This is a genomic window from Feifania hominis, assembly GCF_014384765.1.
Classification (GTDB): domain Bacteria; phylum Bacillota; class Clostridia; order Oscillospirales; family Feifaniaceae; genus Feifania; species Feifania hominis.
In genome coordinates this window covers 205,404-218,382 of record NZ_JACRSP010000002.1, presented here as the reverse complement: position 1 = coordinate 218,382, position 12,979 = coordinate 205,404, and the positions used below count along the sequence as shown (strand labels likewise).

The following is a 12,979-nucleotide window of genomic DNA, read 5'->3' as shown; positions in this document are numbered from 1 at the left end:
ATGAGACGGGAGAGGGGCCTTGCCTACTGCGGACTCGCCTGCTGTCTGTGCGAACAGAAGGAGAGCTGTCCCGGCTGCCGCAACGAGGGCTGTGGGGAGCGTGAGTGGTGTAAAAATTACAACTGCTGCCGTGAGCGCGGCTATGACGGCTGCTGGCAGTGTCCGGAGTTTCCCTGCGAGACTCTCATGCTCGCCAAGATGAGAATCCGTGCCTTTGCGCGCTTCATCGGGCGGCATGGGGAGCAGTACATGCTCGACTGCCTCGAGGCAAACGAGCGCCGGGGCGTCGCCTACCACGCAAACGGGAAGCTCCTCGGCGACTACGACCGCTGCCGTGACGAGCAGGAGGTCTTCGACATGCTCGAGGGCGGCGCGGCCCCGCCGGCCGCACCGGCTGCCCCTGCGTGTACGGTCCGGCATCGGCGCGCCGGCGGCAGGACGGTCATGGAGACCGAGCGGCTCATTCTGCGCGAGATGACGCAGGATGATCTGCCTGACCTGCGCGAGCTGCTCACGGACAGACGGGTCATGTGGGCCTATGAGCACGACTTCACCGAGACTGAGGTGCGCGAGTGGCTCGACCGCCAGCGTACGCGCTACCGAAGCGACGGCATTGGCCTTTGGGCTGTTATTTTACAGCGCACAGGCGAGTTCGTGGGGCAGGCCGGACTCACATGGCAGACGATCGACAGCGGCGAGCGTGTGCTTGAAATCGGCTATCTGCTCAAGGCCGCCCACTGGCACAACGGCTATGCCTCGGAGGCGGCGAGCGCCTGCAAACGCTATGCCTACCGCCATTTCTTTGGCGCGCCGCGCGTCTGCAGCATCATCAGGACGGACAACGCGGCAAGCCAGATTGTCGCCGAGCGCATTGGCATGAGGCGTGAGCGGGAATTCACCAAACGCTTTTTCGCGGGAGAGCGCCCACACTATCTCTACAGTGTGGAAAACACCGCGCGGGACTACCTGCGCCTGCGCAGTCTGCGCAAACAGGAAAACCTCACCCAGCAGCAGCTCGCCGATCGGCTCGGCATGAACAAGATTACCTATGCCCGCTATGAGAAAGGCGAGCGGGAGCTTCCGCTCGACGCGGCCATCCGCGCCGCTCAGTTCTACGGTGTGAGCCTCGACTATCTTGTGGGCCTGAGCGACAAGAGAGAATAAAAAGAGCCCCCGTCCAAGTGAAGCGCCCCAATTTGTGCGGACAGCACAAATTGGGGCGCTTCGCGGTAACAGGGTGGCTCTCTGTGTTTCTCTATTTGAAGCGGTGTTCTATGATCTGCTGTGCGGTGTCGGCGTCGTGGGCCACACAGAGGACCACATAGCGGCCCGAACGCCGAATCACGGCGCGGTCGAGTTTTTCGCACTCGTCGGGCAGATACCCCTCAAAGGCGGTTTTCTGCTGTGTGAGACGCCGATTTGCGGCCGACTCGATGAGTTTTGCATCGGCGTCGCTTGCCGCCCGAAACAGAGCGAGTTCCTCCGCAGTCGCGCCGGAACTTATGTAGAGCGTGGTTTCAGTCTGGTCGGGAAGATCGTAGAGCGCCCCGGCGACAGAGCCGCCGGGCGCATCGAGCTCATCGGAGAAGACACCGGAAGTGAAAAGTTCCTCACCGAGAGCTGCAAGATCCACTTCGCGCGCCGAGCCGGCGCAGCCGGTGAGAAGCACAGTGAGCACGAGCAGACAGAGAAAAAGACGTTTCATAGCAGAGACCTCAGATGTTTGTTTTTAAGATACCGTGTGGGTTTTCAGATAGTCGAGCCACAGGGCGCAGTAGCTCTTCTTGAGGTGGACCCCGTCGGTCGCGGCCTCGTCGGGCAGAGCACCGTCGGCGCCGGTGAGTGCCTCGGCCACATCGACGAAGTAGACCTGCTTTTCCTCGGCCAGAACGGAGAGACGGTCGTTGTATTCCCGGATGCGCTCATTGGTGCACTCGCCTTTGGCCGATTCTTTTTTTGAGACCGGGGGGATGGACTGCACATAGATTGCCGCCCCGGGATAGAGCTCACGCACATGGTCAATCAGCTCGCCGTAACGCGCGGCAAAGACGCTGCCGTAGGTCCAGCCGATCTCGTTGATGCCAAACATCAGATAGACCTTTTCAACCGAGTCAAGACCTGCGAGCTTTTCGGCAGCCGTGATTTTTTCACCGCCCGGCTGTTCAAAACAGGCCCTGGTGAAAAAGGTATCGACCATCAGCCCCTTTTGAGCAATGCCCGTCGCGGGGATGCCGGTGTAGAGCAGAAAGCCGTCGGTGCGCGAGTCGCCGAGAAAGACGGCGTCGGCAAACCAGTCGTCGCTGACCACCTCGCTCACGGGCACATGGGAGGAGAAGTCATAGTCCGCCGGCGGCGTGTGGGGGACGGCAGGCTCCAGTACGGCGCTCTGCGTCGGCAGATCCTGCGGGGTGTCCTGTGCCGATTGATTGCCGGACATGGGAGCGTGGGGAGTCGGCGCCTCTTCGATGGGCGGCTCGGTGTCCTGCTGCCGGCCGGCGTGGCCAACAAAGGGAATGTGGAACATCACCAGCGTCGTCAGCAGAAAGAGGGCAAAGACGCCGATCAGAGGCAGTTTTCGGCGGCGTTTCCTGGTGGTTTTTCTCGTGATGGTGTAATACTCTATTTGCATGCCGCATCCCTCGCCCTCTGTGGTGATCGTATTCGTTTATCTATATGTTAGATGGGGCGAAATCAGAAAAAGTTTGACGCCCTTTCGACAAATTTTCACGCTCTTTTTTTGTTGCATCTGACAGCAAAAACACCCCTCTCTATTCCGGTACGAAAAGAGAGGGGTGAAAAAGCAGCATGCAGGTAAAATCAGAGATTTTTGACGTTCAGCGCTCTCATGGCGTTGAGAATGGCAATCACTGAGACGCCGACGTCGGCAAAGACGGCCTCCCACATGGTGGCGACGCCGAAAGCGCCGAGCAGCAGCACGAGGGCCTTGACGCCGAGAGCAAAGACGATATTCTGCCGCACGATGCGCAGTGTACGCCGCGAGATGCGAAGCGCGGTTGCGATTTTAGAGGGCTGGTCGTCCATGAGTACGATGTCGGCGGCCTCGATGGCGGCATCGGAGCCGAGGCCGCCCATCGCAATGCCGATATCCGCCCGCGAGAGAACCGGGGCATCGTTGATGCCATCGCCGACAAAGGCGAGACGACCCCTCGGCGATTTTGCCGCGAGCAGCGCCTCAACACGCTCAACCTTGTCGCCCGGCAGCAGCTCGGTGTGCACCTCGTCGATGCCGAGCTGCGCTGCGACGTACTCGCCGACTTTCTGTGCGTCGCCGGTGAGCATCACCGTGCGGATCCCCTGCTCTTTGAGAGCCTTGACGGCGGCCGCTGCGTCCTGCTTGATCTCATCGGAGATCACGATGTGACCGGCGTATTCGCCGTCGACCGCGACGTGGACTATGGTGCCGACATGGTGGCACTCGCGCCACTGGGCACCGATCTGCTCCATGAGTTTTCCGTTTCCGGCGCAGATTGTCTTGCCGTCGATGAGAGCCCGCACACCGTGGCCGGGAATCTCCTCAAATTGTCCGATCCGGCTGCGCTCGGGCGCCCGGCCGTAGGCAGCGAGAAGAGAGCGCGAGATGGGGTGGTCGGAATAGCACTCCGCAAGCGCCGCGAGCTCCAGCAGGGCGCTCTCGGAGAGCTGATCCGGGTGAACCGCCGTCACGGCAAAAGAGCCCCTGGTGAGCGTGCCGGTCTTGTCGAAGACCACCGTCTCCGTCTCGGCGAGAGCCTCAAGATAGTTGCCGCCCTTGACGAGAATGCCGCACTTGCCCGCGCCGCCAATGCCGCCGAAGAAGCTCAGGGGAACGGAGATGACCAGCGCGCAGGGGCAGGAGATGACCAAAAAGATCAGCGCGCGGTGAATCCATTCGCCCCATGCGCCGCCTGCAACAAGCGGCGGCAGTACGGCGAGCAGCGCAGCGCCGATGACGACGGCGGGGGTATAGTAGCGGGCAAAGCGGGTGATGAAATTCTCGGCCCGGGCTTTTTTCGAGCTGGCGTTTTCCACAAGGTCCAGGATTTTAGAGACTGTGGATTCGCCGTACTCTTTCGTCACGCTCACGCGAAGAAGTCCCGAGATGTTGACGCAGCCGCTGATGACCGGGTCGCCTGCGCGCACCTCGCGCGGCAGGGACTCTCCGGTGAGCGCCGCGGTATTGACTGTGGAGTTCCCCTCGGCGACGGTGCCGTCGAGGGGAATCTTTTCGCCGGGCTTGACGACGATGACGTCGCCGATGGCAATGTCGTCCGGATCAACCTGTATCAGTTTGCCGTCGCGCTCGACGTTGGCATAGTCGGGGCGAATGTCCATCAGACTCGCAATGGAGCGCCGCGAGCGGCCGACCGCATAGCTCTGGAAGAGCTCGCCGACCTGATAGAAGAGCATGACGAACACGCCCTCCGGATAGTCGCCGATGGCGAAAGCACCGACTGTTGCAATGGCCATGAGAAAGTTCTCGTCGAAAACCTGGCCGCGGGCGATGTTGCGCAGAGCGCGCCACAGCACATCCCATCCGATGACAGCGTAGGAGACAAGGTAGACCGGCAGCCGGAGAGACTCACTGACGAAATAGCCCGCCGCAAAGACCGCGGCGGCGATCAAAATGCGCGCGAGCGTGAGCTTTTGTCGCTTGTTCATGAAATGTCACGCCCCCTGTCAGAGCTCAATGGTGCAGTCGGGCTCCACTTTTTTACAGACCCGCACAGCCTCTTTGAGAATGTCGTCGAAACGGGCCTCGTCGGCCTCAAGGGTCAGGCGCTGGGTCATAAAACTGACGGTGGCGTCGGTGACGCCGTCGATTTTTTTGATGGCAGTCTCCATCTTGGCGGCGCAGTTGGCGCAGTCGAGATCATGCAGCTTGAATTTCTTTTTCACGGTGATCGCTCCTTCTGTATTTCATTCCCCGATGTGCTCGAGGCCCTGGTTGATAATGGTTCTCACATGCCCGTCGGCCAGTGAGTAGAAGACGGTCTTGCCCTCGCGGCGGTACTTGACGAGCTTGCTCTGTTTGAGCTGACGAAGCTGATGAGACACCGCCGATTGGGAGATGCCGAGCAGCTGCGCAATGTCGCACACGCACATCTCGGCCTCAAAGAGAACATAGAGGATTTTGATGCGGGTGGAGTCGCCGAAGATCTTGAAGAGCTCGGCGAGGTCGTAGAGAAGTTCGTCCTCGGGCAGCTGTTCGGTGACTTTCTTGATGATATCCTCATGCGCATGCATATACTCACAGCGCGGGGCATCATTCTGTTCCTGCACCACATTCACACCCTTTCATATGAATAATTGTTCATATATAGTATATACAAAATATTTCTATTGTCAACCGATTTATAAAAATCAGCGGGAGACTTTTTTTCGGGGCTTTGGAAGCTCTTGCTGAAAAACAAGTTTTGTCGCCAACTGTTCGACTGTGGTAATTTGGGGATAATTGCCTGTTTTAATAGGGGAAAGAACGTTATAATTGGTTCAAAAACAGAGAGCGGGATTGAAATGGATGCCCACGCATTGTTAACGGCGCAACTTGGTTGCCTGTTCGGGTCGGTCTGTGTCATGATGCTGATTGACCCTCGGTTTGCTGCGCGTAAATCCATGGGCATTGCGTTGGTTTCCGTCCTGCTTGCGGTGGGCACAACGACAGCTCTGGGGCTTTTGCTCGGCGGCCCCTACTGCGAACTGGCAGGTGTTGCGGTGGTGGCGGTAGCTGCATTTTACCTTGCGCGCCGCCGCGATTTTAGAACACTCTTCGCCGTGTGTTCCTCCCTGCTGTTTGAAGTGTGCTGCCACCTGCTCAGCGAAGTGCTGCTCAGCCTTTTAAAACCACCCGGCGCAATCTGGATTCGTGCGGCCGTTTTCGCGGCTGGCATTATGGTGGTGTGGTTTCTTCTGCGCCCGAGACTGCTCGAGATGGCGCGCGGCGTTGAGTGGGGTTGGGGGAGACTGTGTCTGGTGCCGCTGCTGATGGCACTGAGTATGCTGATGCTTCTCTCCGACAGGGATACCGCAATGGGCGAGCCGATGCACCTGGCGGGGGCGACGGCGGTGCTCGTGACGGCAATTGTCCTTTACGGCGTATTAACTTTCCTGTTTTTACAGCTGGAACGCCAGAGTGAGATGCAGCGAGAGAATATGCTTTTGCAGACGCAGGTCAGCGCGATGGAAAACCAGCTCGGCGTCTTGCAGGATCAACAGCGGGAGAGGATCATCTATCACGATCTGCGCCACTACGCCCAGGTGATATCCGCCTGCATGCAGCGCGGCGAGAGGGAGGAGGCGCTTGAAAATCTTGAGACGCTGTGCAGCGTTGTGAACACCCTGGAAGAGAGGGAACAGGCGCGTATCTATTGTAAGAGTCTCACACTCAATGCCGCACTGTCGCACTATATTCAGCTCGCCGAGCAGATGGGGATCTCCGTGACAACCAGTCTGGACTTCCCGGATGAGTTCGCGGTGGATAAACTGGAGCTCTCCGTGGTCTTTGCCAATGCCATTGAAAATGCGATTAATGCCTGTCTGCGTATGCCTGCAGGAGCCGAGCGAAAGATCAGTCTGGTCAGTTATCCCTATCGCCGGCGGCAGTATATCGAAATCTCCAATACCTGCGCCGAGCAGGTCAGTTTTGACCGGAAGTCCGGTCGCCCTCTCACCGACCGGGACGGTCACGGCACGGGAAGCCTCAGCATTGCAGCCTTTGCCCAAAAATACGGGGCGCTACTGCGCTATGAGAATTCGGATGGGTGGTTTTCACTCAGGCTGCTGTTATAAGATTTTCGACTGTATCGCCGAAAAAAACTTCACTTGAAAGTAAGAGCGTGTCCCTGGTGGGACACGCTCTTTTCAGCTTTTTTCAAATTTTTCGAGAGCCTTTTCAATATCGCCCTCGATGAGAATGTTGAGGCGCCGCACAATGGCCGCGGGGTCCTCTTTCATCCCCGAACGCACCCAGTCGAGCATGAGGCCGACAAAGGCGTGCTTGTAAAAGTCGGCGATGAAGCGTTTGTCCGCATCACTGACAGGCAGGTTCTCTGCCTGCTCATTGATCACGGACATCAAAAGCGCAAAGGTGACGCGGCGCAGATACTCCTCTAAAGTATCCCGGCTGAGTGAACGGTAGACGTTGAGAGCAAGCTCCCGATTTTCCAAAACATAATCAAAGAGCTGTAAGAAGCCCTCCTGCCAGGTATCAAGCGTCCGGTTGCCGCCAATGACCTGCTCGGCCTCTGTTTGAAAGATCCACTCCACCAGGTCGTAGATATCCTGAAAGTGGTAGTAGAACGTCTGGCGGTTGAGTTCACAGTCATCGGTGATGTCTTTGACCGTAATCTTGTCGAGAGGCTTTTTTGAGAGCATCTTTTTCAGCGATGCCGCGAGCGCGCGCTTGGTCGTCTGAGCCATTTGGTCACCTCCGTTTTTCTGGTAACAGTATAGCGGAAAACCAACGTAAAAAAAAGAGGGGGAGAAGTCCCCCTCTTTTTCAGTTTTTGCGCAGCTTTCTGACCAACACGAAAATCTCATGGAATACCAGCGGCAGCATGGCGAAGAGAACGAGAGACAGCCACTCGACAAAGCGCAGCTGCACCGTTCCAAAGACGCCGTGCAGAAACGGGATTTCGGTCGCCAGAATCTGAAGAGCAAAGCCGACCAGAAAAGCCACGTTCATCATCTTGTTGCGCAGCAGATCGCGCCGGAAGATCGTGGTGTTGACATCGCGCATACCGACCGCGTGGAAGAGCTGTGAGAGCGCAAGCACAGTGAACGCATAAGTCTGCGCTCTGACAAGCGTGGTTCCGGTGAGAGCGGCGGAGATGGCGCCCAGCGACACTGTGCCGCCCGCCGACAGCACAGAGGAGATCGGAACGACAAGGAAAGCGGCCAGCGTCATTACAGCGACCAGAATGCCGTAGAAGATGGTGTAAAAATAGCCGCCGCCGGCAAAGAGACTCGCCTTGGGATCGCGCGGGCGGTCGTTCATGATGCCTTTCGGGGTGGGGTCGCTGCCGAGGGCGAGAGCGGGCAGGCTGTCGGTGATGAGGTTGATCCACAGGATGTGAACGGCCTTGAGCGGTGCGGCAAGGCCGGCCGCAATGGCGGTGAACATGGAGATGACCTCGCCGAGATTCGATGAGAGCAGGAATGTGACGGTCTTTTTGATGTTGTGGTAGATGCCGCGGCCCTCTTCAACCGCGCTTTCTATGGTGGCGAAATTGTCGTCGGTGAGAACCATATCGGCCGCGCTCTTGGCGACGTCTGTGCCGGTGATTCCCATCGCGACGCCGATGTCGGCCGCCTTGAGACTCGGCGCGTCGTTGACGCCGTCGCCGGTCATGGAGACGATCTTGCCGTTTGCCTTAAAGGCATTGACGATCATGACCTTGTGGTTGGGGCTGACACGCGCGAACACACGAAGATCGAGAACCCGGCGGTTGAGATCATCCTGTGACATGAAGTCGAGCTCGTCGCCGCTGACACACTGGCGCTCACTCTCGGCAATGCCGAGCTCTTTTGCGATGGCAAAGGCGGTATCGCGGTGGTCGCCGGTGATCATGATGGTGGTGATACCCGCGCGGCGGAAGCTCTCAACCGCGGCCTTGGCCTCGGGACGGGGCGGGTCGATCATACCGACGAGCCCGACAAAGGTGAGATCCTGTTCGGTTGCGCTGTCGTCAGCCGTCTTATAGGCGAGACCCAGCACACGAAGCGCCTCGCGGGACATGGCCGACGCAGCGCCTGCAATCTCCGTGCGGTCCTCGTCGGTGATGGGACGCACGGAGCCGTTTTGCTCGATGCTGACACAGCGCGAGAGCAGCTGGTCGGCCGCGCCCTTGGTGAACGCGATGACACCGTAATCCGACCGGTGTACCGTGGTCATGAGCTTGCGGTCCGAGTCAAAGGCCTGCTCGTTGATGCGGGGCATCGCCGTCTCGAGCGCGGGGCGGGTGAGGCCGAGCGGCACGCCCATATCGAGCAGAGCGAGCTCGGTCGGGTCGCCGATCCGCTCGCCGCCCTCGATGGATGCGTCCACGCAGAGAAGAAAGCCCTCGAGAAACCGCCGGTCACGCGCAGGGTCGAGTTCCTCCACCGGGGCGAGCGCGCCGTCGCGGTAAATCTTTTTGACCGTCATGCGGTTCTGGGTGAGAGTACCGGTCTTGTCGCTGCACACGACGCTGACCGCGCCGAGCGTTTCCACCGCCGGCAGCCGCCGTACGATGGAATTGACCTTGACCATGCGCTGTACCCCGAGCGCCAGAACAATGGTGACTACTGCGGGCAGCCCCTCGGGCACGGCGGCAACTGCGAGGCTGATGGCGGTGATGAGCATTTCGACGATGTCACGGCCCTGAATGAGAGCCAGAGCAAACATGGCGGCGCAGATGACGATGGCGAGTATCCCGAGAACTTTGCTCAGATCGGCAAGGCGTTTTTGAAGAGGTGTCTGCTCATCCTTGGTGTCTTGCAGCATGGAGGCAATCTTGCCGATTTCGGTCTTTTCGGCGGTCGCGACGACGACGCCCTCGCCGCGGCCGTAACTGACCGAGGTTGACATATAGGCCATGTTGATCCGGTCGCCGAGCGCGGTTTTTCCCTCGGCGACAAAGCCGGCGTCTTTTTCCACAGGGACGCTCTCGCCGGTCAGGGCGCTCTCCTCCACATTGAGACTCTGGGTCTCGATCAGACGCAGATCGGCGGGAATGATCCGGCCGGCCTCGAGCAGGACGATGTCACCGCACACGAGCTGCGACGCTGGTATTTCCAGCACATGGCCGCCGCGGCGGACGACGGCGCTTGGACTCGACATTTTCTTGAGCGCGTCGAGCGCCTGCTGCGCCTTGCCCTCCTGCACCATGCCCACAATGGCGTTGATGAGAATGACGCACAGGATGATGGCCGCATCGGCATACTCCCGCAGAAAGACCGAGACGGCGGCCGCGACAATCAGAATATAGATCATGGGCTCGTTGAGCTGAGAGAGGAAGAGCTGCAGCTTTGTCGGCGGCGCCTTTTCACGCAGAACATTTTCCCCGTCGCGCTCGAGTCTCTGGCGCGCCTCGTCCGGCGTAAGACCGCTGCTGTCGGTGCGCAGCTGTTGCAAGGTCTCGGTGGATGATTTGTTTTCAAACATGGCTGACCCTCCAAAGTATGATGGTGATAGTATGCGTCGCCTGTCGGGATAACATGAAAAAAGACCCTTGAGACGGCCCGAAAAGCGGCGCTCAAAAGTCTTGTTACCTGAAACGGATTCCACACCAGAGGGATGCAGGCATCCGACGGCTGTTGATGTGGAATTTAAAACTACTCCCTTTCGTAGTAATTTAACACAGCGGGAAAACTTTTGCAAGGGGTTTTGTGGAAAAAGATCACACGCGACGTTCACTTGGCTGGTGGAGGTCAATGAGTGCAATTCCCGACGGCAGTCCCCGTGGGGCGGAGTGCTTCGCTTGTCGCTATTTCGACAAATGGCCGCCAAAAGACAGAGCAGCCGCGTGGGATTCAACGCGGCTGCCCCTGAAAACGGCGGCATGGGGCGTGTGCCAACGCGCACGCCGGGAAGGGACCGCCATAATCAAGTTCTATGATGATACAAATTTGTTTCTTTGTCAATGGGCTTTCGCCGCATCATGCTAGAATAAATGGTAGGAATCGTCGCACATTGAGGAGAGAGGTGGTCGGTATGGAGGAAGTGTCAAAACGACTGCGCGATCTTCGCGAAGACGGGGATTATACGCAGAGTCAGATTGCGGAAGTTCTGAAGATACAGCGCCAGATGTACCGGCGATATGAGTCGGGAGAGACTGATCTGCCGATTCGGCATCTCAAGACGCTGTGTCTGTTTTACCATGTATCCAGTGACTACTTGATTGGGTTGAGCGACGACCACTCCGAGGTGTATAAGTAGTCAGTAAAGCAGCATGTCATCCCGCGAATAACAAACGCAGCCGCATAGACGAAAGAGAGCTTTGGATTTGTTCATCCGGGGCTCTTTTTTTGCCATCTCGTACGATGAATGTCGCTCTGCCACTATTCCACTTCGCCAATGAGACCGCCGTATCCCTCGCGTTCCATCTGTGCGAGAGGGACGAAGCGAAGGCATACCCCGTTGATGCAGTAGCGCCGACCGCCGCGCTGTGCGGGCCCGTCTTCAAAGACATGGCCCAGATGAATGCCCGAGACCCGCGCGCGTACCTCCACGCGCTCCATGCCAAAACTCGTGTCGCGGTGCTCGCTGATGACCGCCGGATCGATGGGCTTTGAAAAGGCCGGCCAGCCGCAGGGGGAGCGAAACTTATCTGCCGAGGAAAACAGCGGCTCGCCCGATGCAACATCGACATAGAGGCCGGGCTCGAACCGGTCCCAGTACACATTGGAGTAGGCCGGCTCTGTTTCGCTCTCAAAGGCGACGCGAAAGGCCAGCGGGTCCATGGTCTCGCGCAGAAGCTCCAGCGGCGGCATGGGGTAGAGAGCAGGGTCGACCAGCATCCTCCACGCCTGCTGGAAGCGCCCGGGTGGAATGTGGCAGTAGCCGCCGGGATTCTTTTGCAGATAGCTTTGGTGGTACTCTTCAGCGGGCCAGAAATGTGTCAGAGGTGCAAGCTCCGTACACAGAGGCCGTTCATACTGCGCCCGTACGCGCGCGAACACGGCCTCAATGACCGGCAGATCACCCGGATCGGCATAGTAGACGCCGCTGCGGTACTGAGAGCCGCAGTCATTGCCCTGACGGTCGCGAAGAGTCGGATCAATGATGGTGAAAAAGAGTTCGACGAGAGTTTTGAGAGTGAGGGTCTGTGCGTCAAAGCGAACCAGAACCGCCTCTGCATGGCCCGTCTCCCCTGAGCAGACCTGCTCGTAAGTGGGCCATTCGGTCCGGCCGTTTGCATAGCCTGCCTGGGTGTACAGGATGCCGGGCAGAGCCTGAACAAAGCGCTCCACACCCCAAAAGCAGCCCCCGGCAAGACAGAGTGTCTTATGCGTCATGGCGTTATCTCCTGAAAAAGAATGGGGCCGCAGAATTCTGCGACCCGATTAGCTTGTGTTGTTTTCGCCGCATTATGAGTTAGCCGAGCGCGACGTCGAGAATCATCATAATGACAAAGCCGGCCATGACACCGACGGTACCGCTGTGGGAGTGCTCGCCAAGGTGGGCCTCGGGAATGAGCTCCTCAACCACCACATAGATCATGGCGCCCGCGGCAAAGGACAGAATGAACGGCAGAATGCCGTCAATGAAAGTGGCCGCAAAGAGAGTCAGTACTCCGGCAATGGGCTCGACAATCCCGGACGCGGCCCCATAGAGAAAGGCCCTGTTTTTTGACAGTCCCTCCCGGCGCAGCGGCAGCGAGATGGCGGCGCCCTCCGGAAAGTTCTGAAGTCCCATGCCGAGCGCGAGGGCGAGAGCGCCCGGCAGAGCGGCGGGACCGTCCTGTGCGGCGACGGCAAAGGCGAGCCCCACGGCCATACCCTCGGGAATGTTGTGCAGTGTCACCGCGAGCACCAGCATCGTGGAGCGCCCGAGCCGGCAGGGCAGTCCCTCACACTCGTCGCTGTCAAGGTGCATGTGGGGCAGAATGCGGTCGAGCACCATCAGAAAGAGCCCGCCTGCGACAAAGCCGCCCGCAGCCGGAATCCAGCCGACGATGCCCCGGCCCTCCGCATGCTCAATTGCGGGAATGAGCAGGCTCCACACCGAGGCCGCAATCATCACACCGGCGGCAAAACCGAGAAAAACACGCTGTGTCGACGCTTTCATGTCGCGGCGGAAAAAGTAGACCATGGCAGCACCCGCCGCCGTACAGAGAAAAGTGAAGCCTGTTCCGCCCAACGCATACCAGAAGCCCTGAGGCATGGCCGTTTCTCCTTCCATTTCAATAATAAGAATAATTCCTGTTTTTACAATACCATCCTCTGCTAAATCTGTCAATCATTTGTGTTCTTTTTTCATTATCATGCCCGAAAAAGACGC

At 58.6% G+C, this 12,979-nt stretch carries 12 protein-coding genes; 3 read left to right on the top strand and 9 right to left on the bottom strand.

Going from position 1 to position 12,979, the window contains the following annotated elements; all coding sequences use genetic code 11:
• Positions 1-1,164, top strand: coding sequence for a GNAT family N-acetyltransferase (locus H8695_RS04525; protein ID WP_249299696.1), 1,164 nt, complete (start codon positions 1-3; stop codon positions 1,162-1,164).
• Between the two features lie 91 nt (positions 1,165-1,255).
• On the opposite strand, the gene H8695_RS04520 is transcribed toward H8695_RS04525, so the two are convergent.
• The 5 genes from H8695_RS04520 to H8695_RS04500 all read right to left on the bottom strand — a co-directional run bounded on the left by H8695_RS04520 (position 1,256) and on the right by H8695_RS04500 (position 5,244).
• Positions 1,256-1,705 carry a DUF4358 domain-containing protein gene (locus H8695_RS04520; protein ID WP_249299695.1) on the bottom strand — a complete coding sequence of 150 codons (450 nt, stop codon included), beginning with the start codon at positions 1,703-1,705 and terminating at the stop codon, positions 1,256-1,258.
• A gap of 24 nt (positions 1,706-1,729) precedes the next feature.
• On the bottom strand, positions 1,730-2,629 hold the full coding sequence (locus tag H8695_RS04515) for a GDSL-type esterase/lipase family protein (RefSeq protein WP_249299694.1): 900 nt from the start codon (positions 2,627-2,629) through the stop codon (positions 1,730-1,732).
• A gap of 188 nt (positions 2,630-2,817) precedes the next feature.
• Positions 2,818-4,659, bottom strand: a complete 1,842-nt coding sequence (locus tag H8695_RS04510; RefSeq protein ID WP_249299693.1) for a heavy metal translocating P-type ATPase — start codon at positions 4,657-4,659, stop codon at positions 2,818-2,820.
• 18 nt (positions 4,660-4,677) lie between these two features.
• Positions 4,678-4,896 carry a cation transporter gene (locus tag H8695_RS04505; RefSeq protein WP_249299692.1) on the bottom strand — a complete coding sequence of 73 codons (219 nt, stop codon included), beginning with the start codon at positions 4,894-4,896 and terminating at the stop codon, positions 4,678-4,680.
• 21 nt (positions 4,897-4,917) lie between these two features.
• Positions 4,918-5,244, bottom strand: coding sequence for an ArsR/SmtB family transcription factor (locus H8695_RS04500; protein WP_249300265.1), 327 nt, complete (start codon positions 5,242-5,244; stop codon positions 4,918-4,920).
• Positions 5,245-5,574: 330 nt separating this feature from the next.
• On the opposite strand from H8695_RS04500, the gene H8695_RS04495 reads away from it, so the two are divergent.
• Positions 5,575-6,786: an ATP-binding protein gene (locus H8695_RS04495; protein ID WP_249299691.1), complete on the top strand. Its 1,212-nt coding sequence runs from the start codon at positions 5,575-5,577 to the stop codon at positions 6,784-6,786.
• 72 nt (positions 6,787-6,858) lie between these two features.
• On the opposite strand, the gene H8695_RS04490 is transcribed toward H8695_RS04495, so the two are convergent.
• Together H8695_RS04490 and H8695_RS04485 are read right to left on the bottom strand one after the other, a co-directional pair.
• Entirely contained in the window at positions 6,859-7,416 is a 558-nt protein-coding gene (locus H8695_RS04490; protein WP_249299690.1) for a TetR-like C-terminal domain-containing protein, read from the bottom strand.
• 79 nt (positions 7,417-7,495) lie between these two features.
• Complete coding sequence (locus H8695_RS04485; protein WP_249299688.1) at positions 7,496-10,141, bottom strand: cation-translocating P-type ATPase; 2,646 nt, start codon at positions 10,139-10,141, stop codon at positions 7,496-7,498.
• Between the two features lie 549 nt (positions 10,142-10,690).
• Here H8695_RS04485 and H8695_RS04480 point away from each other — a divergent pair.
• Positions 10,691-10,915: a helix-turn-helix domain-containing protein gene (locus tag H8695_RS04480; protein ID WP_249299686.1), complete on the top strand. Its 225-nt coding sequence runs from the start codon at positions 10,691-10,693 to the stop codon at positions 10,913-10,915.
• A 122-nt stretch (positions 10,916-11,037) separates the two neighbouring features.
• Here H8695_RS04480 and msrA read toward each other — a convergent pair whose 3' ends face one another.
• Entirely contained in the window at positions 11,038-11,994 is a 957-nt protein-coding gene (gene msrA / locus H8695_RS04475; RefSeq protein ID WP_249299684.1) for a peptide-methionine (S)-S-oxide reductase MsrA, read from the bottom strand.
• 79 nt (positions 11,995-12,073) lie between these two features.
• Positions 12,074-12,862 (bottom strand): ZIP family metal transporter, encoded by a 789-nt coding sequence (locus H8695_RS04470; RefSeq protein WP_249299683.1) that lies wholly within the window; start codon positions 12,860-12,862, stop codon positions 12,074-12,076.
• Positions 12,863-12,979 lie beyond the last annotated feature (117 nt).

Bases quoted from the DNA above. Each gene is read 5' to 3' on its own strand.
- H8695_RS04525 (WP_249299696.1), top strand. From the start codon at position 1: ATGAGACGGGAGAGGGGCCTTGCCTACTGCGGACTCGCCTGCTGTCTG.
- H8695_RS04520 (WP_249299695.1), bottom strand. From the start codon at position 1,705: ATGAAACGTCTTTTTCTCTGTCTGCTCGTGCTCACTGTGCTTCTCACC.
- H8695_RS04515 (WP_249299694.1), bottom strand. From the start codon at position 2,629: ATGCAAATAGAGTATTACACCATCACGAGAAAAACCACCAGGAAACGC.
- H8695_RS04510 (WP_249299693.1), bottom strand. From the start codon at position 4,659: ATGAACAAGCGACAAAAGCTCACGCTCGCGCGCATTTTGATCGCCGCC.
- H8695_RS04500 (WP_249300265.1), bottom strand. From the start codon at position 5,244: ATGCATGCGCATGAGGATATCATCAAGAAAGTCACCGAACAGCTGCCC.
- H8695_RS04495 (WP_249299691.1), top strand. From the start codon at position 5,575: ATGATGCTGATTGACCCTCGGTTTGCTGCGCGTAAATCCATGGGCATT.
- H8695_RS04490 (WP_249299690.1), bottom strand. From the start codon at position 7,416: ATGGCTCAGACGACCAAGCGCGCGCTCGCGGCATCGCTGAAAAAGATG.
- H8695_RS04485 (WP_249299688.1), bottom strand. From the start codon at position 10,141: ATGTTTGAAAACAAATCATCCACCGAGACCTTGCAACAGCTGCGCACC.
- H8695_RS04480 (WP_249299686.1), top strand. From the start codon at position 10,691: ATGGAGGAAGTGTCAAAACGACTGCGCGATCTTCGCGAAGACGGGGAT.
- msrA (WP_249299684.1), bottom strand. From the start codon at position 11,994: ATGACGCATAAGACACTCTGTCTTGCCGGGGGCTGCTTTTGGGGTGTG.
- H8695_RS04470 (WP_249299683.1), bottom strand. From the start codon at position 12,862: ATGCCTCAGGGCTTCTGGTATGCGTTGGGCGGAACAGGCTTCACTTTT.